Genomic DNA, 19,248 nt, shown 5'->3' on the forward strand with positions numbered 1-19,248 from the left:
AATTTTTTATTCGTGTCGATTGTTTTCAACAGGCTGATGCCATCTTCGCTTCATTTCGATAGCGGATTTCCTATGCGCATTGGTGCGGAATGTAATGAACAGCAGGCGATAAGGCCTTAGAAATACGCCTGATTTGCCAGCGGGGCGGTCATGCCTCGACAGCAAGGTTGCGAAACGGAATGGAATATAAAATTCTCTTTGTTTTTGCTGTCGGGAATTTTCTATCGAGATCGTTATAGCGACAAGGATCGCCGATCGAGCGATCGGCGGGAAGACCGATATCACCCGGGTGATCGGCATCATCCTTCGATGCATTCCGGAATGGCAGGCGGTTGATCGTGTTGGGGAAGGGCGCGGTCGAGCCGGCCAGGGGAGAGGCTGCTTCTATAGGTCCGCAGCACAATGCCGTCGTCCTCTCCCGCGAGCGGGCCGCGGTGGGAGAGGGCGGCGGGATATTATAGTGAGTTACCCGATCGCCTGTATCGCTTGGGGCCAGGCGATCGAAAGCTGCTCCAACAGCAGCTTGGTCGGGGCGATTGTTACGCCGCGACGGGCTGGGCGGGGGCCTTGGCGCCGGTCATGAAGGCGACCGCGTCGGACATCGTGTATTCCTTCGGATCGATCACGGTCAGCCGTCGTCCAAGCCGATGGATGTGGATGCGGTCGGCCACTTCGAACACATGCGGCATATTGTGCGAGATGAGCACGATCGGGATGCCGCGCGAGCGCACGTCGAGGATCAGTTCCAGAACCTTCCGGCTTTCCTTGACGCCGAGCGCTGCAGTCGGTTCGTCGAGGATGATCACCTTGGAACCGAAGGCTGCAGCACGTGCCACCGCGACGCCCTGGCGCTGGCCCCCGGACAGGGTTTCCACTGCCTGGTTGATGTTCTGGATCGTCATCAGCCCGAGTTCGGTCAGCTTGTCCCGAGCCTGCTTTTCCATCGTCGGCCGGTCGAGCATGCGGAACCACTGTCCAAGCACGCCCGGTTTGCGGATTTCGCGACCGAGAAACATGTTGTCGGCGATGGACAGGGCAGGCGAGAGCGCGAGGTTCTGGTAGACGGTCTCGATGCCTGCATCGCGGGCTTCGAGCGGCGACTTGAACTGCACCGGCCGGCCTTCGAGCGTGATTTCGCCTTCGTCGGGCCGCACCGCACCTGATATCGCCTTGATCAGCGAGGACTTGCCGGCGCCGTTGTCGCCGATGACGGCGAGGATTTCACCGGGGTAGAGATCGAAGTCGGCATTGTCGAGAGCGGTCACGCGTCCGTAACGCTTGACCAGGCCACGGGCTGTGAGAATGGGTTCGACGCTCATGATTACACCGAGACCTTTCTGATCCACTGATCGATTGCGACGGCGGCGATGATGAGCCAGCCGGTCAGCATGACTTTCCATTGGGGATCGGCGCCGAGCATGTTGAGCCCCATCGACATGACGCCGACGAGCATGGCCCCGAACAGCGTGCCGAGGATGGAGCCGCGGCCGCCGAACAGCGAGATGCCGCCGATCACCGTCGCGGTGATCGCCTGCAGGTTGAAGTCGGTCACTGCCGAGGAAGGCGAGATCGAGCCATTGCGGCCGATCGACACCCAGGCTGCGAAGGCGGCGATGACCCCCGCGATCGTGTAGACGCTGAGCAGAACCTTGCGGGTCTGGATGCCGGAGAGTTTTGCAGCTTCCGGGTCGTCACCGACGGCGTAGACATGCCTTCCCCAGGCCGTATGGTTGAGAATGTACCAGAGCACCGCCACCAGCAGGACCATGGCGATGACGCCAAGCGTCAGGATGGCGCTGCCGATCTTGAAATTGAGCGCGAAGAGATGGAGAAGCGGTGCCTTTTCATCCACGTCGCTGTCGCGGATCGTCTCGTTGGCGGAATAGATAAAATTCGTCGCCATGATGATGTTCCAGGAGCCGAGCGTCACGATGAACGGCGGCAACCGCATGACCGCAACGAGGAACCCGTTGAAAAAGCCGCAGGCGCCGCCGGTGATCAGGCCGACGAGGATCGCGATGCCGGTGGGCATGCCGTAGGTCACGGCGAAATTGCCCATGATGACGGCCGATATCACCATCACCACCCCGATCGAGAGATCGATGCCGGCGGTGAGGATGATCAGCGTCTGGGCTGCGCCGAGAATGCCGACCACCGCGATCTGCTGGAGGATCAGCGTCAGCGTGTAGGACGAGAAGAATCGCCCGCCGATGGCCACGCCGAAGATGATGATGGACAGGATCAGCACGATCAGCGGCACCGCAGCGGGTGTCGAGTGCAGAAAATGCTGCGCGCGTTTTAAGAGAGAGACGTCCTGGCTCTCGAACGAGGCAACGCTCTTGTCGCTGCCGTCGAGAACACGCTCGAATTCCTGGGTTTCGCTCATGTTTCCTCCTCCGCGCGCCGAATGCGCAGGAACCGTCCGTTGGGTCTGCCCGGTCTTCGCCGGTTATTGCCCCAGCGGCGCATCATTGGTCGAGAATGGCCGGGGATGTCAGCCCCCGGCCGGGATTGGGCTATATGGTGAGGATCAACCCCAGCACTTGGCCGTACCTTCCTTGACGTCGATCGACTTGACGCCGGGGACCGGCTTGTCGGTGACGAGCGCAACGCCGGTGTCGAAGAAGGACTTGCCTTCGGTCGGCTTCGGCTTTTCCTTGGTGTCGGCGAACTTCTTGATCGCCTCGATGCCGAGCGATGCCATCAGCAGCGGATATTGCTGCGAGGTGGCGCCGATCACGCCTTCCTTGACCGACTTGACGCCCGGGCAACCGCCGTCAACCGAGACGATCAACACGTTCTTTTCCATGCCGACGGCCTTCAGGGCCTGATAGGCGCCGACGGCGGAGGGCTCGTTGATCGTGTGGATGACGTTGATGCCGGAATCCTTCTGGAGAAGGTTTTCCATGGCCTTGCGGCCGCCTTCCTCGTTGCCGTTGGTCACGTCGTGGCCGACGATGCGCTTGTCGGTTTCGTCACCGATCTTGTCCGGGTTCTTGGGATCGATGCCAAAGCCGATCATGAAGCCCTGGTCGCGCAAAACGTCGACCGTCGGCTGATCCGGGGTCAGGTCAAGGAAGCCGACCTTGGCATCCTTGGCCTTGTCGCCCATGGTTTCCTTTGCCCACTGGCCGATCAGCTTGCCGGCGAGAAGGTTGTCGGTCGCGAACGTGGCATCGGCGGCGCTGATCGGATCGAGCGGAGTGTCGAGCGCGATCACCAGGACGCCGGCATCGCGGGCCTTCTTGACGGTCGGCACGATGCCCTTGGTGTCGGATGCGGTGATCAGAATGCCCTTGGCGCCGTCGGCGACGCAGCTTTCGATGGCCGCAACCTGGCTTTCGCTGTCACCGTCGATCTTGCCGGCATAGGACTTCAGCGTCACGCCGAGTTCCTTGGCCTTGGCCGTCGCACCTTCCTTCATCTTGACGAAGAAGGGATTGGTGTCGGTCTTGGTGATCAGGCAGGCGGATACGCCTGCGGCCTGCGCAGGGGCGGAAAACGCAACGCCCAGGACCAGGGCGCCGAATGCGGCGGACAATACGGATTTCTTCATGGTCTCCTCCCAGAGTTAAGACTGTCCGCCATGCGGACCAACGTTCGGACACCGGTGCCACCGAGTTCGACAGGCGTCTCCTCCAAGCCGTCCTGTGCCCTTGCACCCTAATTAAGAACGAGTTGAAATAGCCTGTCAATAATTAATTCCGATTGAATTATTTATTTCTCATGCCATAGTTTGCCGAAGTGGAGGTTCAGAATCTGGCGATCTGTGTGCGGCGTGCCTTGGGGTTTAACTCGGGATTTCAAAAGGATACCTTGCGTTCCCGAATGAGGTGCTCCTGTCGATTCCACGCTTCTGGGAGGAAGAGCCATGTCAGTTTCGGATAGCGTGGCGCAAGGCCATGCGCTGCTGGGCAATTTCACCGGCGGCTCAAATCAGGTGCGGGTCAGGGCCTATAACGAGCGGCTCGTGCTTTCGCTCGTGCGGCTGAACGGCTCCATGTCGAAGGCGGATATCACCCGGCGCAGCGGGCTTTCGGCCCAGACCGTCTCGGTCATCATGCGGGCGCTCGAAAAGGACGGCCTTCTGTTGCGCGGGGAACCGGTGCGTGGCCGGGTGGGGCAGCCTTCGGTGCCGATGCGACTCAATCCGGATGCGGTCTATTCGTTCGGCGTGAAGATCGGCCGGCGCAGCGCCGACCTGGTGCTGATGGATTTCGTCGGCCGCATCCGGCTGCAATATCACGAATCCTACGCCTATCCGCTCCCCGGAAAGATCATCGAGATCATCACGTCCGGCATTGCGCGGCTCGAAGGCCAGCTGACCGAGGTGCAGCGCGGCCGTATCGCCGGGATCGGCATTGCCGCGCCATTCGAACTCTGGAACTGGGCCGAGGAGGTGGGTGCGCCGCAAGGAGCGATGGAGGTCTGGCGCGGGTTCGATCTGCAGGCTGAAATCGCGAGCAAGGTCCAGCACGCGGTCTACCTGCAGAACGACGCGACAAGCGCCTGCGGCGCAGAACTCGTGTTCGGCGTTGGCCCCTCCTATCCGGATTTCGTGTATTTCTTCATCGGATCGTTCATCGGCGGCGGGATCGTCCTGAATTCGGCGATCTTTTCCGGCCGGACCGGGACCGCGGGCGCTGTCGGGCCGCTTCCCGTGCGTGGTGGCGATGGCGAGACACGCCAGTTGCTCGACATCGCCTCGATCTTCGTTCTGGAGAATCTCCTGAAGGAGCGGAACGTCGATCCGCAGCCGCTCTGGTATTCCGCCGATGACTGGATCGATTTCGGAGAGCCGCTCGATCTGTGGATCCGGCAAACAGCCGACGCCCTTGCCCAGGCGATCGTTGCGGCAGCCTCGATCATCGACTTCGGCGCTGCCGTGATCGACGGCGGTTTTCCGGCCTGGGTCAGGCAACGGATCGTCGCCGCCACCATCGACGCGGTGACACGGCTCGACCTTCAGGGCGTCATCATCCCCGATATCATCGAGGGAATGGTCGGCTCCCAGGCGCGGGCGATCGGCGGGGCCAGCCTGCCGATCTTTGCCAAGTACCTCTCCGACCAGAACGTGCTTTTCAAGGACCTGCGCGAAATGGCGGCGGGTTCATAGGCGGCGGGATATCGGCCAGATGTCGCCTCAGCGGCCCTTCGCCTGACGCCAGCGGGCGAAATCGGTCTTGGTCTCTTCCTTGGTCGCCGGATAGAGGCCGATGATCGAGCGGCCGTTCAGGACTTCCTCGGTCACGAAATCCTCGAACGCAGTCATTTCGATCACCTCATCGGCGATTTCGTCGGCGATGAGCGCGGGGATGATGACGACCCCCTCGTTGTCTCCGACCACCACGTCGCCCGGCCAGACGGCGACGTCGCCGCAGCCGATGGGCACGTTGATGTCGAGTGCCTGGTGCAGGGTGAGATTGGTCGGGGCGGAGGGGCGGTTGTGGTAGGTACGGATGCCGAGTTCGGCGATCTCGGGGCTGTCGCGAAAACCGCCGTCGGTGACGACGCCGGCGACACCGCGCACCATCAGGCGCGAGACTAGGATGGAGCCGGCGGAGGCCGCGCGGGGATCCTTGCGGCTGTCCATGACCATGACATGGCCGGGTGGGCATCGCTCGACGGCGGCACGCTGCGGATGCTCCGGGTTCTGGAACACCGAGAGCGGGTTCAGGTCTTCGCGCGCCGGGATGTAGCGCAATGTGAAGGCCTGGCCGACCATGTTCTTAGGCTTTTGGGAAAGTGGCCGGACATCCTGGATGAACTGGTTGCGCAGGCCGCGCTTGAAGAGCGCGGTGCAGATCGTCGCGCAGCTGATGCCCTCGTATTTCTGGCGCGTGGTGTCGGAAAGAACGTAGTCGGTCATGGGGTCTCCACTCGGAAATACCGGAATCAGAAAATATCGGGCTCGCCGGCGGTGGCGCCGAACTCCCGTTCGAGGAAGTCGAAGTCGCAGCCCTCGTTGGCCTGCTTGATGTGCTTGGAGAACATCCAGCCATAGCCGCGTTCGTACTTGTCGGCGGGCGCCACCCATTCGGCGCGGCGCTTGGCAAGCGTTTCCTCGTCTACCAGCATGTCGATCGAGCGGTTCGGCAGGTCGACGCGGATGATGTCGCCGGTGCGCACCAGCGACAGTGGGCCGCCGATATGGGCTTCAGGCGCCACATGCAGGATGCAGGCGCCGTAGCTCGTGCCGGACATGCGGGCATCGGAAATGCGCAGCATGTCGCGATAACCCTGTTTGAGGATCTTCTTCGGGATCGGCAGCATGCCCCATTCCGGCATGCCGGGTCCGCCCTTCGGGCCTGCATTGCGCAGGATCAGGACGTGATCGGCGGTGACGTCGAGGTCCTCGCGGTCGATCATCGCCTTCATTTCGGGATAACTGTCGAAGACGAGGGCAGGGCCTTCGTGCACCCGCAGCCGAGGCTCGCAGGCGGAAGGCTTCATGACGCAGCCGTCCGGGGCGAGGTTGCCCCTGAGGACCGCCAGCGAACCCTCATGATAGATCGGGTTCGACAGCGGGCGGATGACGTCGCTGTTGTAGACTTCGGCGCCTTTCAGCGTCTCGCCGAGCGGGTAGCCGCTGACGGTCATGGCATCGAGTTTCAGGAGATCCTTGATCTCCGACATCAGGGCGCGCAGGCCCCCGGCGTAATAGAAGTCTTCCATCAGATATTTGTCGCCGGATGGACGGATGTTGGCGACAACAGGCGTCGTGCGTCCCGCCTTGTCCAGATCGTCCAGCGTCAGCGGCACGCCGGCGCGGCGAGCCATCGACAGTAGATGCACGACCGCGTTGGTGGAACAGCCCGTCGCCATGGCGACCGTCGTCGCATTGTGGACTGCATCCGGCGTGATGATCTTGTCAGGTGTCAGCTCGTCCCAGACCATTTCGACGATCCGGCGGCCGCAGCGCGTGCTCATGCGGATATGATTGACGTCCGCGGCGGGAATCGAGCTTGCACCGGGGAGGGTGAGGCCGAGCGCCTCGGTAATCGCGGTCATGGTGCTTGCGGTGCCGAAGGTCATGCAATGGCCGTAGGAGCGGGCAATGCCTTCCTCGACGCCAGTCCATTGTTCTTCGGAAATCGTGCCGGCGCGGCGCTCGTCCCAGTATTTCCAGGCATCCGAGCCGGAGCCCAGCCATTCGCCCTTGTAATTGCCGCGCAGCATCGGGCCGGCCGGCAGGAAGATCATCGGGAAACCGGCGCTGATCGCACCCATGACGAGGGCCGGCGTGGTCTTGTCGCAGCCGCCCATCAGCACCGCCCCGTCGACCGGATGGGCGCGCAACAATTCCTCGGCCTCCATGGCGAGGAAGTTGCGATAGAGCATCGATGTCGGCTTCAGTGCGCTTTCGGACAGCGACTGGACCGGAAGTTCGACCGGGAAGCCGCCGGCCTGAAGCACGCCGCGCTTCACGTGTTCGACGCGATCCTTGAAATGGGCGTGGCAGGCGTTGAGGTCGGACCAGGTATTGAGGATGGCGATGATCGGTTTCTTGCCCCAATCTTTCTCGTCAAAACCCATCTGCATCATTCGGGAGCGGTGTCCCGACGAACGGAGATCATCCGGCGCGAACCAACGGGCGCTGCGGAGATCGGCTGCTTCCTTAGTCATGCTTGCTCTTCCAGAAATCCTGCCATCGTTCCGGGAGCGATTCTGTTTCGATCCCGGGGACGAGCTCCTCCCGCCCGGCGTCAACTTAAACACGCTCGTTTTAAATTGATATATCAAATTTCAGATGGTAGATCGGCACCAGGAACAAGGTGGAGGACGCGGATGGGGATTGATAACGCGCTTCTGCCGGTGGCGCCGGTTTTTCTGAAAAGCCTGCGCGACCACGTTTACGGGCTGGTACGCGATGCCATTCTTTCCGGCCGGCTGAAGAGCGGCGAGAAGCTGAACGAGCGCCACCTCGCGGGCCAGCTCGGCATAAGCACGACACCGCTGAAGGAGGCTTTGCGCGTGCTCGAGGCCGAAGGGCTGGTACGGTCGGAGCCTCGCCGCGGTATCTATGTCACCTTCAATGCCGGTCAGGCGGAGGAGATGATGCTGGCGCGTGCAGCACTCGAGAGCATGATTTCTCGCCAGGCCGCCAAGCGGGTGAAGGACGAGGATGTAGCCCTGATGCGCGAACTGATCGTCGAGATGCGGGCCGGCCTCCAGACGGTCGACGTGCTGCAACTCATCGCCCTCAACGAGCGCTTCCACAACGTCATCCATGAAGCGTCCGGCTGCGGCTATCTGCGTCGCCTGCAAGGCGGCCAGAGCATCTACACCCATACAGCCCGTCTCAGCGTGCTGTCGGAGGAGCGGGAGCGTTTTCTGGCGGTCGAGGAGCATGAAGCCATTGCCAATGCGATCGCAAACCGCGATCCCGACCTCGCCGAGCGCCTGATGCGAGATCACGTCCTTCGCTCGGGCGAGAAACATCTGATCCGCGTCTCGCAAGCCTGAAAACAAGGCAAACGAGGGCTTGATCGTGAGGTTGGCACCGCCAATGAGATCGGTGGCTGAATTGCGGCCACAGATCTTATGAGCTAGGTCGATCGGCGTGTAAAAATGCACCGCACAAAATATTGCCCGGTGCGCCCTTCCAGAACTCGCACATTCCATAAGTCGCCCTACATAAGGTTGGCTTTTATGTGTTCCAGGCCAAGTCAAACGAGGTGGTGACTGGCGATCCGGAGGGAAATTCTGTCATGTCTTTGAAAAAGAAGCTTTTAGGCATTGCTTTCGCGCTTGGCGTTTCGGCCACCATGGCGAATGCCCAGGTCGTCGTCTCGTCCAAGATCGATACCGAAGGGGGCGTGCTGGGCAATATCATCCTTGCGATGCTGAAGGCCAACAACATCCACGCCACGGACCGCATCCAGCTCGGTGCGACGCCGGTCGTGCGCAAGGCAATCACCGCCGGCGAGATCGACATCTATCCGGAATATACCGGCAATGGCGCCTTCTTCTTCGAGAAGGGCGACGATCCGGCTTGGAAGAACCCGCAGAAGGCCTATGAAGCGGTCAAGAAGCTCGATTACGACGCCAACAAGATCGTCTGGTTGACGCCGTCTTCGGCCAACAACACCTGGGCGATCGCCGTCCGCAAGGACGTTGCCGATGCCAACAAGCTGAAGACGCTGACCGATTTCGGCAAATATGTCGCCGGCGGCGGCAAGATCGTGCTGGCGGCATCGTCGGAATTCGTCAACTCGGCTGCAGCCCTGCCGGCCTTCCAGACGACCTACGGCTTCAAGCTGAAGCCCGACCAGCTGATCACGCTCTCCGGCGGCGATACGGCGGCAACCATCGCCGCTGCCGCCAATAAGACCAATAATGCGAATGCTGCCATGGTCTACGGCACTGACGGCGGCATTGCGCCTTCCGGCCTTGTGGTTCTCGAAGACGACAAGGGCGTTCAGCCGGTCTACCAGCCAACCCCGATCATCCGCGAAGAGGCGCTCAAGAAAAACCCGACCATCGAGGCGGTGCTGAAGCCGGTCTTCGCCAAGCTCGACCTCGTCACTCTGCAGGACCTCAACGGACGTGTGCAGGTCGGCGGCGAGCCGGCCAAGGCGGTTGCCGAGGACTTTCTCAAGAAGAATGGCTTCCTGAAGTAATTCCTTTTCGGCGCAGTTTCGTGTCAACATGGGCCGGGCGCTCGAACGCCCGGCTTTTTCATCGGTCGTAAGGCGGGGGGCGGTTTGAGAGTTCGGTTCGACAAGCTCGGCATCGTCATAGCCCTTCTTGCCGCCTATGGCGTGCTCTGGTCGTCCTTCGCGACGCTCAAGCCCAACCGCATCGTGCAGGGACAGGCGGAGTCGATGCTCCAGTCACTGCCGGCCTGGGCTGGCTGGGGTCTGGTCGGCGTGCTGGTTGTCGCGATCACAGCTGCACTCTTTCGCACGTCTCCCTGGATCAAGCTGATTGCCGCCGTCGCGGCGCTGACGGCACTGACGCTTTCGATCGGATACGCGGCGACATTCCTGACACCGGCCGGCAATACCTATGCCCGCGTCTCACCCGCCTCAGGCTTCTGGATACTGCTGTTCGCCTTCGCGCTTCTGGCAGCCGATGCGATCACGCGGCTCGATCCGCCGCCGGCAATGCGGGTGCTGTTTCTGGTCCTGGCGGCGCTCGGCGCTGGCGCGCTGCTGATGTCAGGGAGCTGGGACGGGCTGTCGATCATGAAGGAATATTCCGGCCGCGCCGACGTATTCTGGGTCGAGGCGGGCAAGCATGTGGAACTGGCGCTTGGCTCGCTGTTTGCTGCCGTCCTGGTGGGGTTGCCGCTCGGTATTCTCTGTCATCGGGTGGCACCTCTCAGGGACGGCGTGCTCAACACGCTGAACCTCGTCCAGACCATCCCGTCGATCGCGCTTTTCGGCCTGTTGATCGCGCCGCTCGGCTGGATCGCCGCCAATGTACCGGGGGCTGCGGCGCTCGGCATCCGCGGCATCGGGGGAGCCCCAGCCTTCGTGGCGCTGTTCCTCTATTCGCTGCTGCCTGTCGTTGCCAATACCGTCGTCGGACTTGCCGGCGTGCCGCGCGCCGCCAATGATGCCGCCCGCGGTATCGGCATGACCGGCCGCCAGCGACTGTTCAAGGTCGAGTTCCCGTTGGCGCTGCCGGTCATTTTGACGGCGATCCGCATCGTGCTCGTCCAGAATATCGGCATGGCGACGATTGCCGCGCTGATCGGCGGCGGTGGTTTCGGCGTCTTCGTCTTCCAGGGTATCGGCCAGACGGCGATGGACCTGGTACTGCTCGGCGCTGTACCGACCGTGGCGCTCGCCTTTGCCTCAGCTGTCGTCCTCGATGCGCTGGTCGAAATGAACTCCCGCGTCCCCAACGGAGCCAGATCCGCATGATCGAGATCGACGCCATTACCAAGCGCTATGACGGTGTTACCGTCGTCGACAACGTCTCGATGGTAATCGAGCCGCGCACCGTCACGGTCGTCGTCGGCACGTCCGGTTCGGGCAAGACGACGCTGATCCGGATGATCAACCGGCTGGTGGAGGCGAGCGAGGGCGCCATCCGGCTCGACGGCGAGGACAACCGGTCGATACCGGGCTACGAGTTGCGGCGTCGGATCGGCTACGCCATCCAAGGCCACGGGCTTTTCCCGCACCGGACGGTGGCGCAGAACATTGCGACAGTGCCTGGCCTGCTCGGCTGGACGAAGGCCCGCACCGACGCCAAGGTCAAGGAATTGCTGACGCTCTTCCAGCTCGATCCGAAGACGTTCGGGCCGCGTTATCCGCACGAGCTTTCCGGCGGCCAGCAGCAGCGCGTCGGGGTGGCACGGGCGTTAGCCGCCGAACCGAATGTGCTGTTGATGGACGAGCCCTTCGGGGCACTCGACCCGATCATCCGCGCCAAGGCGCAGGAGGATCTGCTGGCGATCCAGAAACATTTCGGTACGACCATCGTGCTCGTCACCCACGACATGAACGAGGCCTTTCATCTCGCCGACAAGATCGCGGTGATGGACAAGGGCAGGGTGGTGCAATACGGGCCGCCGGCCGAACTGGTGCGGGCGCCGGCCACGCCCTTCGTCGAAACGCTGATCGGCGACGCGGAGCGGCCGTTCCGACTGCTGTCGATCGCAAAGACCGGAGCGGCGGCGGAGCCGGGCGAGGCGGAAGGCGAGCCGATCCGCGAGGACAGGAGCCAGCAGGAAGCGCTCGCCGATCTGATCTGGAGCGGCCGGGATGCGCTTCCGGTGATCTCCAGGAACGGAGTTCCAATGGGTCGGGTGACCCTCGACGCGATCCTCAAGCGCGCCGCGAGGCCGCGATGAGGGCTTGGGTGCCGGCCATCCTGCGCGGTCTTCTGCTTCTCGTGCTGATCGCCTTCCTGGTGTCGCCGGGAAGTTTCGAGCCGCTGTTGAAGCCCCTCGTCCAGCCGAACGCGCCGGCGATCTACAATCAGGGTAGCCTGCTCAGCCTGACGCTGCTGCATTTGCGGACGGTCCTTATCGCAACGCTGGCCGCGACGATCATTGCCGTGCTTCTGGCGATCCTTGTTACAAGACCGTTCGGAGCCGAATTTCTGGCGCTGTCCCGCAGCCTGGTGAATATCGGCCAGACGTTTCCGCCGGTCGCGGTGCTGGCACTTGCCGTTCCGGCCGTCGGCTTCGGTGAGAAACCGACGCTGATTGCGCTTTTTCTCTACGGCCTTCTGCCGATCTTCGAGAATACGCTGACGGCGCTCACCAACCTGCCGCGGTCGGTGATGGAGGCGGCGCGCGGTTCCGGCATGACCCCTTTGCAGCGGCTCATTCAGGTTGAGCTGCCGTTGTCCCTGCCGGTGGTTGTCGCCGGCATCAGACTTTCGGTGGTGATCAGCCTGGCCACAGCGACGATCGGCTCGACGGTCGCGGCAAAGACGCTTGGCGAGGTGATCATCGCCGGGCTGCAGTCCAACAACCTTGCCTTCGTGCTGCAGGGCGGCCTGATCGTCGGGGCGCTGGCCGTGCTGATCTATGATGGGCTCTCGGCCGTCGAGGCCATGATCGCCCGCCGGACGGGTGCGGCCTAACCGTGGCTGGAATCGGTCGGCACGACCGGTTCCGCGTCCTGTTTCAGGTTACCGCGGTGGAAGATGAACAGCCCGGCAATGACGATGATACCGGCGCCGATCCAGGTCTGCACATCCGGCAGGTCGCCGAAAAACAGCCAGCCGAGAATGACCGCCCAGACCAGCAGCGTATATTGCAGCGGCGCCAGCACGGAAGCCGGCGCGAGCTTCAATGAGCGGGTGATCAGGAGATGCGCGATGCAGGCGACGACGCCGAGCAGCAGCAGCGCCAGCAATTCGCCGACATTGAACGGGCTCCAGTGGCCGACGCTGAGGAAAATCCCGGCGACCAGGCCGGCAGTCGTCTGCCAGGTGACGAGTGTCGCATCGGTCGTGGCGCGCAGCCGGCGGTTCAGGACGAGGGTGAGCGCGAAGGAGAGGCTGCCGACAAGGCCGAAGACGGAGGGCCATGCGAGCATTTCCGACGAGGGGCGAAGCGCGATCACCACGCCGACGAAGCCGATGAGAACGGCGAGCCACCGCCGCCAGCCGATCCGTTCGCCGAGCAGGAAGTGCGAAAGGGCCGCCACATAGATCGGCCCCGCCATGTAGAAGGTCATCACGTCGGCGAGCGGCAGGTAGGCGACGGCGGCGTAGAACAGCGCCAGATCTCCGGTGGCGAACAGGACGCGCAGCACCTGGAGCGGCATCCGCTCGACCTTATAGAGAGCCGAAATCGGCTGGCGGGCGATCATCGGACCAAGGATGAAGAAGGCACCGAACGAGCGGATCACCAGGACCTGGCCGACCGAGAAGCTCGCGACCAGCCATTTGCCCATGGCGTCGTTGAGCGAAAACATGAAGGCGCCGAGCAGGAACAGCAGGACGCCGGCCATTGCGGCATTGCCGCCAAAGGCGGAAGAGGCTCTTTTGTCCATGGTGTTTAAGAGTCCCCCCGACTCTGAAATTGCAAATGTGATGGCCGGTCAGCCCGCGAGCCGCCCGCCCAGCATCGGCTTTGGTGCGCCGGTCGTGGTCGGAAAGCTGATCGGCAGGCCGCGCAGCACGCGCACCGCGAGGAATGCAAAACATTCCGCCTCGACCGCATCACCACGCCAGCCGAGCGTATCGGCGGAAACGGCTTTGACGCCGGCGCGGCTTTCGATCATCGACATGATCGTCGGGTTGTGACGCCCGCCACCGCTGACGATCAGCCGCTTCGGCCGGTGCGGCAGGAGATCGAGCGCCTTGCCGACTGCGGACGCCGTGAAGGCCGAAAGCGTCGCCGCGCCTGTCGCGTCGTCGAGACCGTCTGCCATGGCGGCGGTGAAATCGAAGCGGTCGAGCGATTTCGGATAGGGTGCTGAGAGGTAGGGATGTTCGAGAAGTTTGGCGAGGCGTTCTTCATCGACCTTGCCGGAAGCGCCCAGCGCGCCGTTGCGGTCCATCTCGCCGAGGCCGCGCGCCTTGATGAAATCGTTGAGCGGCGCGTTGGCCGGGCCGGTGTCGAAGGCGATCACCAGGTCCTCGCCGTCCCACCAGGTGATGTTGGCGACGCCGCCGAGATTGAGGACGGCCGTATCGCCGCTGGTATCGACGCCCCGCAGAAGAGCGGAATGATAGGCGGCGGCAAGCGGCGCGCCTTGGCCGCCGGCGCGGACGTCCGCCGAGCGGAAATCGTAGGCGACCTTGGTGCCGAGGATCGAGGCCATCAACTCGCCATCGCCAAGCTGGCGGGTATCGCCGAGCCTGTCCTTGGTCGGCGCGCGATGCAGGACGCTCTGGCCGTGGAAACCGACGATGCCGATATCCGCCATGGTGAGCCCCGTGCTCTCGACGAGCTGCCTGACGGCGTAGGACTGCGCCTTGGTCAGCGCCTGTTCCGCCTCGCGGAAGATCGCAGGATCGGGTCCTTCGAAATTCCAGACGCGGGCCTGCGCCAGCGTCTCCTCCAGGAGGGAGCGGATCTCCGGCGGGTAAGGGGCGAGCGTATAGGCGCCAAATGTATCGATCGTCTCGCCGTCGGTCTTCAGCAGCGCCACGTCGATATTGCCGTCGAGAACGGTTCCGGTCATCAGGCCGACGGCCCAGATTGGCTCCATGGTCTAGCTCCTCTCAAGACTGGTAGACGAGATTGCCGACCGCCTGCCGCAAGGCGAGGATTCCGCTGTCGAAATGGCGGGTCGGATGAACGCGGTTGGTGAGCAAAGTCACGGCGCGGCCTTTGTCGAAATCGATCATCAGGCTTACGCCGGTGAAGCCGGTATGGCCGATCGTGGCGGGGCTGCATGTCGTGCCGCCCCACCAGCCTTCGAAGGGATGTTCCCAGCCATGGGTGCGCCGGGTGGAGAGCGGCGTGCGCATCAGCCGGACAACTTCCTTCGAGGCGCCCGTGCCATCCAAAATGCCTTCTGCGAAATCGAGCACAGACGTCACCGTGCCGAACAGGCCTGCGTGGCCGGAACCCTGCAGCGCACAGCAGTTCTCGTCATGTACCTCGCCGGAGAGCACACGATGCCGAAAGGCACAATCTTCCGTCGCGGCCGAATTTTCCGGATCGGCGGACCAGGCAAAGCCTTGGCCGGGATCGAGGTCGCGGATCGCCTTTTTCGCCAGACGTTCGAGCGCGAAGCCGAGCAGGATGAAGTTGATGTCGGAATAGACCGGCGGGCCGGCCTTCCATTCGCGCTGCAGGATGAAGGCGCGCAGCAGGTCCGGGTCGCGGCCATAGGTGTAGATCGGCTCGACACCCGGAAACGGCGTCTGATGGCCGAGGCACTGTCGGAAGGTGATCTTCCGCTCCCAGGCCTCCGCATTGTACTGGCGCAGGTCCGGCAGCAGGGTGGTGATCGGTGCGTCGAGATCGATCGTGCCGTCGTCGGCGAGCTTCAGGATGCGCGTCGTGGTGAAGATCACCTTGGTGAGCGAGGCGAGATCGAACCAGGTGTCCAGGGTCATCGGGCGCGTTGTCGGGACGACTTGCGCCGAGCCGATGGCGCGGGCCAAACGACCGTGTTTCAGATCGACAATGCCGAGCACGCCGCCGGGGATGCGCTTGTCGCTTACGGCCGTCGCGAGCGGGGCGAAGGCGCGTTCGAAGACGGCGGCAAGTTCGGGATTGGCGGATGCGTTTTCGTCCATCATCGTTACATCCTCAGGCTTCCGCCCGTGCCCGGTGGTCCGGTCCGTAGCTCTGCCATTGGGCAGGCGGCGGTTCGAAACCTTGTGGGCGAACCAGCGACGGGACCTGACGCGTATCGAGCTCGAAATGCTGGTTGCGGCGCTCGATGCTCGGCACGGCGGAGATCAGCCGCTTGGTATAGGAATGCTGCGGGCTGGACAGAACCGACGCGGCATCGCCGATCTCGACGATCTGGCCAGCATACAGCACGGCGATGCGGTGGGCGATCCGTTCGACGACGGCCATGTCATGCGAAACGAAGAGATAGGCCAGGCCGTATTCGTGCTGAAGATCGACCAGCAGTTCGAGCACCTTGGCCTGCACCGAGACATCCAGCGCGGAGACCGCCTCGTCGAGCACGACGATCGACGGATTGAGCATCAGCGCGCGGGCGATGCAGAGGCGCTGGCGCTGGCCGCCGGAGAACTCGTGCGGGTAGCGCAGCAGGCTGTTTTCAGGCAGGCCGACGCGCTTCAGCAGCGCCACCATTTTCGCCCGGGTTTCAGCGTCGATCCGGCCACCGGCGGCGATCACCGGTTCGGCAAGAATACTGTCGATCCGCAGACGCGGATTGAGCGAGGCATAGGGGTTCTGGAAGACCATCTGCACGGAAGGATCGCTGCCATCGACGATCGTTCCGTCATTGGCGGAAAAGCTGCCGCGGGTGGGCTTCACGAGACCGAGGATGGCGCGGGCCGTGGTCGATTTGCCGGAGCCGCTTTCGCCGACGATCGCCAGCGTCTCGCCCGGCATCAGGTCGAAGCCGACATTCTCGACCGCGTGGACCGAACCCGGCGAGCGGGTGAGGATGCTGCCGGCCACCTTGAAGCGCACCGTCAGGCCGTCGACTTTCAGGGCAGGAACGATCGCCTCGGATTTTTCTCGGCTGAAATCGGAACGGGTGGCGCGGCCGGATTCGAAATGCGGCACGGCGCTCAGGAGATGCTGGGTATAGGGATGTTTCGGCTGGTCGAGGACGTCGCCGAGCGGTCCCTGTTCGACCGCTTCGCCGGCCTGCATCACCATGACCTTGTCGGCGATGCCGGCGACAAGGCCGATGTCATGGGTGATAAAGATCATCCCCATGTCGGTTTCGCGTTTCAACTCGCCGAGCAGCGCCATGATCTGGGCTTGAACCGTAACATCGAGTGCCGTGGTCGGCTCGTCGGCGATCAGCAGGCGCGGATTGCAGGCGAGCGCCATGGCGATCATGACGCGCTGGAGCATGCCGCCGGAAAGCTGGTTCGGGGTGTATTTGAGACGCCTCGCGGCATCGGGGATGCGGACGCGGTCGAGCGCGTCCTTGGCGGCGGCCGTCGCCTGCCTGCCGGTCAGCCCACGGTGCAGGCGAAACGATTCCTCGATTTGCCGGCCGATCGTCAGCACCGGGTTGAGCGAGGTCATCGGCTCCTGGAAGATCATGCCGATCTCGGAGCCGCGGATCTTTTCGAGCACCGGTTCTTGCGCCCTGGTGATATCGAGAATGCTGCCGTCGGCACGTTTCAGGGTGATCGAGCCGCCAATGATCCGGCCGCCGCCGAAATCGACAAGCCGGTTGATAGACAGAGCGGTGACGGACTTGCCCGAGCCGCTTTCGCCGACGATCGCCAGCGTTTCGCCCGCGTCGAGGTCGAAGCTGACGCCCTTGGCGATCTCGTTCTGCTTCGGATCGCGTCCGAAACCGACGCGCAGGCCGGATACCGAGAGAAGCGGCGTCATGGTGCGGACCTCCGCGTCTTGGGGTCAAGGATGTCGCGCAAGGCGTCGCCGAGCAGGTTGAAGCCGAGAATGCTGATCATGATGGCGACCGCCGGGAAGATCAGCAGCCAGGGCGCGTTTTCCATCAGGTTGCGGCTATCGGCCAGCATCAGCCCGAGCGAGGAGGCCGGCGGCTGGGTGCCGAGGCCGAGGAAGCTCAGGCCGGCCTCGGTCAACAGGGACCACGCCAGAGCCAGCGTCACCTGAACGGTCAGCGGGGCAACGAGATTGAGGAGCAGGTGCCGGGTCAGGATGTATCTACGGCTGGAGCCGAAGGTGCGGGCAGCATCGACGAATTCGCGGGCCTTGATGGAGAGTGCCGGACCACGCACCACGCGGGTAAAGATCGGCGTGTAGACGATGGCGATCGCCGCCACGCTCGTCCAGGTGCCGGGGCCGACAACAGCGATGATGAGGAGGGCGAGCAGGATCGCCGGGAAGGCGAGCAGCACGTCCATGATGCGCATGACGACGCCATCCCAGGCCTTGCCGAACCAGGCGGCGGTCAGGCCGAGCACGGTGCCGGCCAGCGTTGCCAGGGCCACCGAGCAGAAGGCGACGAGGAAGGACTGGCCGATGCCGTTCATCAGCCGGCTGGCGACATCGCGGCCGAACAGGTCGGTGCCCATCCAGTAGACGGCATTCGGCGCATGCAGGCGATCGATGCGGAACTGCTGCAGGGGATTGTGAGGGGTGACGCCAAACATGCCGAGCAGTGCCACGACGACGTAGATCACCACGATCGTACCGCCGATCCTGCCGCTGGAATGGCTGAAAATTGCGCGCAGCATCGACATCAGTTGCTCTCTCCGAGCCGGATACGCGGATCAAGCGTCACATAGGCGAGGTCGACGAGCAGGTTGACCACCATGAAGTTGAAGGCAATGAACAGCACGCAGCCCTGCACCAGCGCGTAGTCGCGCTGCAGGATCGCCTCGAGGACGAGACGGCCGAGGCCGGGCAGGGCGTAGATCTGTTCGACCAGCACGGCGCCGCCGAGCAGATAGCCGAATTCGACGCCGCTCAACGTGACGACCGGGATCAGTGCATTCGGCAGGCCATGGCGCCAGATGACGCTGCGTTTCGGCACGCCCTTCGAGCGGGCGGTGCGGACATAGTCGTCGCTCAGTACATCGAGCATGGCGGAGCGGGAGATGCGGGTGACGGAGGCAGCGAAGGCGAAGCCGAGTGTCACCGCCGGCAGGATCATCTGGCCGAGATTGCGCAAGGGATCGGTGAACAGCGGCGTGAACTCGCCCATCGTGGGCAGGATGCCGAAACCGGCCGACAGCGCATAGATGATCAGCAGGCCGACGACGAAATTGGGGGTCGACTGGCCGATCATCGCAAAGATCCGCACCGCGAGGTCGGACATCTTTTCGTTGCGGGTGGCGGCGAACACGCCGGCCGGCAGGCCGACGAGAAGCGCCACGCACATGGACATCAATGCGAGCTGGAGCGTCAGCGGAAAACGTTCCAGGATGATGGTGAGAGCCGGCTTGCCGTGGATGACGGAAATGCCGAGATCGCCCTGGAGGACGCCCAGAAGCCAGCTCCAGTATTGCACCAGGATCGGCTTGTCGATGCCGAAATAGGCGGAGAGCGCAGTCCGCTGCGCGGGCGTCAGCAGGCCTGCTTCGGTGCCGAGCATCGCGGTGATCGCGTCACCCGGCACCAGTCGAATTGCGACGAACACGAGGATGGAAACCCCGAGCATCACGAGCGGAAACGTCAACAGCCGTCGCGCCAGGTAACTCATTCGTTCACCAACCTCGTATCCG

At 63.2% G+C, this 19,248-nt stretch carries 18 protein-coding genes; 6 read left to right on the plus strand and 12 right to left on the minus strand.

Annotation, left to right across the window (positions count from 1 at the left end; genetic code table 11):
- Positions 1-6: 6 nt before the first annotated feature.
- From ACZ9EJ_RS05570 to ACZ9EJ_RS05585, 4 genes are all read right to left on the minus strand, one after another.
- Positions 7-303, minus strand: a complete 297-nt coding sequence (locus ACZ9EJ_RS05570) for a hypothetical protein (RefSeq protein WP_255737265.1) — start codon at positions 301-303, stop codon at positions 7-9.
- A 236-nt stretch (positions 304-539) separates the two neighbouring features.
- Complete coding sequence (locus tag ACZ9EJ_RS05575) at positions 540-1,319, minus strand: ATP-binding cassette domain-containing protein (protein ID WP_046639084.1); 780 nt, start codon at positions 1,317-1,319, stop codon at positions 540-542.
- A gap of 2 nt (positions 1,320-1,321) precedes the next feature.
- Positions 1,322-2,386, minus strand: coding sequence for an ABC transporter permease (locus ACZ9EJ_RS05580; protein ID WP_046625643.1), 1,065 nt, complete (start codon positions 2,384-2,386; stop codon positions 1,322-1,324).
- 144 nt (positions 2,387-2,530) lie between these two features.
- Positions 2,531-3,556: a sugar ABC transporter substrate-binding protein gene (locus ACZ9EJ_RS05585; protein ID WP_046625645.1), complete on the minus strand. Its 1,026-nt coding sequence runs from the start codon at positions 3,554-3,556 to the stop codon at positions 2,531-2,533.
- A gap of 315 nt (positions 3,557-3,871) precedes the next feature.
- Here ACZ9EJ_RS05585 and ACZ9EJ_RS05590 point away from each other — a divergent pair, with 315 nt between their 5' ends.
- Positions 3,872-5,116 (plus strand): ROK family transcriptional regulator, encoded by a 1,245-nt coding sequence (locus tag ACZ9EJ_RS05590; RefSeq protein WP_046625647.1) that lies wholly within the window; start codon positions 3,872-3,874, stop codon positions 5,114-5,116.
- A gap of 27 nt (positions 5,117-5,143) precedes the next feature.
- On the opposite strand, the gene ACZ9EJ_RS05595 is transcribed toward ACZ9EJ_RS05590, so the two are convergent.
- Together ACZ9EJ_RS05595 and araD are read right to left on the minus strand one after the other, a co-directional pair.
- Positions 5,144-5,869, minus strand: coding sequence for a ribonuclease activity regulator RraA (locus ACZ9EJ_RS05595; protein ID WP_046625649.1), 726 nt, complete (start codon positions 5,867-5,869; stop codon positions 5,144-5,146).
- 26 nt (positions 5,870-5,895) lie between these two features.
- Positions 5,896-7,626 (minus strand): L-arabinonate dehydratase, encoded by a 1,731-nt coding sequence (araD, locus tag ACZ9EJ_RS05600; protein ID WP_046625651.1) that lies wholly within the window; start codon positions 7,624-7,626, stop codon positions 5,896-5,898.
- A 162-nt stretch (positions 7,627-7,788) separates the two neighbouring features.
- Between araD and ACZ9EJ_RS05605 the strand changes: the two genes are divergently transcribed.
- The 5 genes from ACZ9EJ_RS05605 (at position 7,789) to ACZ9EJ_RS05625 (ending at position 12,549) form a co-directional block, all read left to right on the plus strand.
- Positions 7,789-8,466 (plus strand): GntR family transcriptional regulator, encoded by a 678-nt coding sequence (locus ACZ9EJ_RS05605; protein ID WP_046625653.1) that lies wholly within the window; start codon positions 7,789-7,791, stop codon positions 8,464-8,466.
- Positions 8,467-8,711: 245 nt separating this feature from the next.
- Positions 8,712-9,623 (plus strand): glycine betaine ABC transporter substrate-binding protein OsmF, encoded by a 912-nt coding sequence (osmF, locus tag ACZ9EJ_RS05610; protein WP_046625655.1) that lies wholly within the window; start codon positions 8,712-8,714, stop codon positions 9,621-9,623.
- An 84-nt stretch (positions 9,624-9,707) separates the two neighbouring features.
- Entirely contained in the window at positions 9,708-10,874 is a 1,167-nt protein-coding gene (locus ACZ9EJ_RS05615; protein ID WP_046625657.1) for an ABC transporter permease, read from the plus strand.
- The gene (locus tag ACZ9EJ_RS05620) at positions 10,871-11,809 is read left to right on the plus strand and encodes an ABC transporter ATP-binding protein (protein WP_046639085.1); all 939 of its coding nucleotides are present in this window, start codon (positions 10,871-10,873) and stop codon (positions 11,807-11,809) included. Before ACZ9EJ_RS05615 ends, ACZ9EJ_RS05620 begins: the two co-directional genes overlap by 4 nt.
- On the plus strand, positions 11,806-12,549 hold the full coding sequence (locus tag ACZ9EJ_RS05625; RefSeq protein ID WP_046625661.1) for an ABC transporter permease: 744 nt from the start codon (positions 11,806-11,808) through the stop codon (positions 12,547-12,549). The genes ACZ9EJ_RS05620 and ACZ9EJ_RS05625 overlap by 4 nt, the downstream gene beginning before the upstream one ends.
- On the opposite strand, the gene ACZ9EJ_RS05630 is transcribed toward ACZ9EJ_RS05625, so the two are convergent.
- The 6 genes from ACZ9EJ_RS05630 to ACZ9EJ_RS05655 are packed head-to-tail and all read right to left on the minus strand — an operon-like array spanning position 12,546 to position 19,226.
- Positions 12,546-13,466, minus strand: a complete 921-nt coding sequence (locus ACZ9EJ_RS05630; RefSeq protein ID WP_046639086.1) for a DMT family transporter — start codon at positions 13,464-13,466, stop codon at positions 12,546-12,548. The two genes, ACZ9EJ_RS05625 and ACZ9EJ_RS05630, sit on opposite strands and share 4 nt — an antisense overlap.
- 48 nt (positions 13,467-13,514) lie before the next feature.
- Positions 13,515-14,630 carry an anhydro-N-acetylmuramic acid kinase gene (locus ACZ9EJ_RS05635; protein WP_046639087.1) on the minus strand — a complete coding sequence of 372 codons (1,116 nt, stop codon included), beginning with the start codon at positions 14,628-14,630 and terminating at the stop codon, positions 13,515-13,517.
- Positions 14,631-14,643: 13 nt separating this feature from the next.
- Positions 14,644-15,672: a serine hydrolase domain-containing protein gene (locus ACZ9EJ_RS05640; protein ID WP_251090302.1), complete on the minus strand. Its 1,029-nt coding sequence runs from the start codon at positions 15,670-15,672 to the stop codon at positions 14,644-14,646.
- Between the two features lie 10 nt (positions 15,673-15,682).
- The gene (locus ACZ9EJ_RS05645) at positions 15,683-17,428 is read right to left on the minus strand and encodes an ABC transporter ATP-binding protein (RefSeq protein ID WP_046639088.1); all 1,746 of its coding nucleotides are present in this window, start codon (positions 17,426-17,428) and stop codon (positions 15,683-15,685) included.
- On the minus strand, positions 17,425-18,264 hold the full coding sequence (locus ACZ9EJ_RS05650) for an ABC transporter permease (RefSeq protein ID WP_251090304.1): 840 nt from the start codon (positions 18,262-18,264) through the stop codon (positions 17,425-17,427). The genes ACZ9EJ_RS05645 and ACZ9EJ_RS05650 overlap by 4 nt, the downstream gene beginning before the upstream one ends.
- Positions 18,264-19,226, minus strand: a complete 963-nt coding sequence (locus tag ACZ9EJ_RS05655) for an ABC transporter permease (RefSeq protein WP_046639090.1) — start codon at positions 19,224-19,226, stop codon at positions 18,264-18,266. Before ACZ9EJ_RS05655 ends, ACZ9EJ_RS05650 begins: the two co-directional genes overlap by 1 nt.
- Positions 19,227-19,248: the final 22 nt, after the last annotated feature.

Source organism: Neorhizobium sp. USDA 3394 (genome assembly GCF_056280385.1).

Excerpts from the sequence above, each read along its gene's own strand:
- ACZ9EJ_RS05570 (WP_255737265.1), bottom strand. The coding sequence starts at position 303 with ATGATGCCGATCACCCGGGTGATATCGGTCTTCCCGCCGATCGCTCGA.
- ACZ9EJ_RS05575 (WP_046639084.1), bottom strand. The coding sequence starts at position 1,319 with ATGAGCGTCGAACCCATTCTCACAGCCCGTGGCCTGGTCAAGCGTTAC.
- ACZ9EJ_RS05580 (WP_046625643.1), bottom strand. The coding sequence starts at position 2,386 with ATGAGCGAAACCCAGGAATTCGAGCGTGTTCTCGACGGCAGCGACAAG.
- ACZ9EJ_RS05585 (WP_046625645.1), bottom strand. The coding sequence starts at position 3,556 with ATGAAGAAATCCGTATTGTCCGCCGCATTCGGCGCCCTGGTCCTGGGC.
- ACZ9EJ_RS05590 (WP_046625647.1), top strand. The coding sequence starts at position 3,872 with ATGTCAGTTTCGGATAGCGTGGCGCAAGGCCATGCGCTGCTGGGCAAT.
- ACZ9EJ_RS05595 (WP_046625649.1), bottom strand. The coding sequence starts at position 5,869 with ATGACCGACTACGTTCTTTCCGACACCACGCGCCAGAAATACGAGGGC.
- araD (WP_046625651.1), bottom strand. The coding sequence starts at position 7,626 with ATGACTAAGGAAGCAGCCGATCTCCGCAGCGCCCGTTGGTTCGCGCCG.
- ACZ9EJ_RS05605 (WP_046625653.1), top strand. The coding sequence starts at position 7,789 with ATGGGGATTGATAACGCGCTTCTGCCGGTGGCGCCGGTTTTTCTGAAA.
- osmF (WP_046625655.1), top strand. The coding sequence starts at position 8,712 with ATGTCTTTGAAAAAGAAGCTTTTAGGCATTGCTTTCGCGCTTGGCGTT.
- ACZ9EJ_RS05620 (WP_046639085.1), top strand. The coding sequence starts at position 10,871 with ATGATCGAGATCGACGCCATTACCAAGCGCTATGACGGTGTTACCGTC.
- ACZ9EJ_RS05625 (WP_046625661.1), top strand. The coding sequence starts at position 11,806 with ATGAGGGCTTGGGTGCCGGCCATCCTGCGCGGTCTTCTGCTTCTCGTG.
- ACZ9EJ_RS05630 (WP_046639086.1), bottom strand. The coding sequence starts at position 13,466 with ATGGACAAAAGAGCCTCTTCCGCCTTTGGCGGCAATGCCGCAATGGCC.
- ACZ9EJ_RS05635 (WP_046639087.1), bottom strand. The coding sequence starts at position 14,630 with ATGGAGCCAATCTGGGCCGTCGGCCTGATGACCGGAACCGTTCTCGAC.
- ACZ9EJ_RS05640 (WP_251090302.1), bottom strand. The coding sequence starts at position 15,672 with ATGATGGACGAAAACGCATCCGCCAATCCCGAACTTGCCGCCGTCTTC.
- ACZ9EJ_RS05645 (WP_046639088.1), bottom strand. The coding sequence starts at position 17,428 with ATGACGCCGCTTCTCTCGGTATCCGGCCTGCGCGTCGGTTTCGGACGC.
- ACZ9EJ_RS05650 (WP_251090304.1), bottom strand. The coding sequence starts at position 18,264 with ATGTCGATGCTGCGCGCAATTTTCAGCCATTCCAGCGGCAGGATCGGC.
- ACZ9EJ_RS05655 (WP_046639090.1), bottom strand. The coding sequence starts at position 19,226 with ATGAGTTACCTGGCGCGACGGCTGTTGACGTTTCCGCTCGTGATGCTC.